The organism is Mesotoga sp. HF07.pep.5.2.highcov (assembly GCF_003666285.1).
Taxonomy (GTDB): domain Bacteria; phylum Thermotogota; class Thermotogae; order Petrotogales; family Kosmotogaceae; genus Mesotoga; species Mesotoga prima.
Genome location: NZ_JFHJ01000610.1, coordinates 1 through 1591 on the forward strand (window position 1 = coordinate 1; position 1591 = coordinate 1591).

Annotated in this window: 2 protein-coding genes; one reads left to right on the top strand and one right to left on the bottom strand. The window is 40.2% G+C overall.

All coding sequences use genetic code 11. The features are described from left to right. On the bottom strand, window positions 1–659 hold a 659-nt coding region (locus BG32_RS13020), incomplete at its 3' end, for a glycosyltransferase (protein ID WP_121526958.1). A gap of 483 nt (window positions 660–1142) precedes the next feature. Between BG32_RS13020 and BG32_RS13025 the strand changes: the two genes are divergently transcribed. Continuing rightward, the coding region (locus BG32_RS13025) for a nucleoside-triphosphatase (RefSeq protein ID WP_121526959.1) at window positions 1143–1591 on the top strand (449 nt) is incomplete at its 3' end.

Here is a 1591-nt window from a genome sequence, read left to right on the forward strand (position 1 = left end):
AACCCGGGAAATTTCACATTGTCTGGAGGATTTTTCAAAAGCCTTCGAATTTTGGAAGGCAGAAGACTGCTGATTTTTGCTCCGAACCAGTAAAAAACTAAATCAGTCCTCTTCTCAGCTATTTCGCAGAAATCTATTACTCCTTTCCTTTCGAAAGGGAGTCCAACTGAGACAATCAGGGGCTTTCGAATGTTGTTTTCCAAAAGGAATTTCTCGGCCAGTACTTTGTTTTTTGAAAATCTTGTATTGTCGACGCCATTTGAAACGGCTTTGATTGGGAGATCGATTCCATAGCTCTTTATGAGATTTTTGGCATATTCCGTAGGTGAAATAAGAAAATCTGCTGATGAATAGAGCTTTATCAATCTTTTTTTCAGCCAGGGTGCGATCGCGTTTGACAGAGTGAACGAGTTTCTAAAGTCCTCATAGGTTGTGTGTGTATGATAGATAACGGGAATGTTGGACTTCTTCGCTTTCTTAAGAATCCTCTCCGCTCCGGGCCCCACCGTGTTTATGTGGACAACGTCAAAACGGTCTTCCTCATTTGTTGTATACTCCACACCGACTTTCTCAAGAGCCGACATTTGGTGCTTCAATGCGATTCCCACGCCTGACTTACTGAAGAGCTTCTTTCCTTCGGAATACAAAAGGACTCTCATTTTTACCTCCAGGACAGTTGTTAGTAGATCTTCGCAGTCGATTTCGACTAGAAAATGCCCGCTGAAATCTATAACAAGAAAGGATTGTCTACAAAAACGTCAAAAAGAAAATCTTACTTCTTTCCTTATGTTAGAAAACAGTTCAGACATGAGTGGCCTTCTCACTCTCTTCAACGACTATTCTACCCTATCTAAGAATATTTATCACTTGAACTGCCTCCTATCAATGTTTGACACACTAATCAGAGTATCCAGGGAAACTAAGTCCCCTCCTTTGTTTTTCTTCAGGCTCAGTTAAGGGAAACTGAAAGAGCTTACAAGAGTCTAAATACTGGAAAATAACAATTAAGTGTTCAGTCATTTTGAGGAAATTGACTATCGTGGTCAATCAAATTATACTGAGTGAAGGAACACAAAAGCGAGTTGCCAAGATAACTGAGTTTTCTCAACTAAATGATTGATTTTTCATATGGGGGAGTCACAATGAAATTCTTCATTACCGGAGAAAGGAATGTCGGAAAGAGTTATCTTGTGGAAAGAATAAAACCGGTCGTTAAGTATAGAGGCTTCGAAACACGTTTTGATAATGATCTGGAAAATTTATACATGAATTTCTACGAAGGGGACTCACTTCTTATAGGAACAAGGGAAAGAGGACGACTAAGAATTGTAGAAGAAGGGTTTTTATTTGCCACAAAGCTTCTGGGCTCGCTTGACATACCCAACGACAATCTCTTGATAATGGACGAAATTGGCTTTCTTGAAGAAGATTCTCCGGAGTTTCAGCAAGCGGTTGTCTCTTCTTTAAGACGTGCAAAGCATTGTCTTTGCATTTTAAGAATGGGTAACTTCTCATTTATTGACCACTTGAAGCGATCGATGGGAATCGGTAACATTGAGCTAACTGCGGCAAACCGCGAGGACGTCTTCGG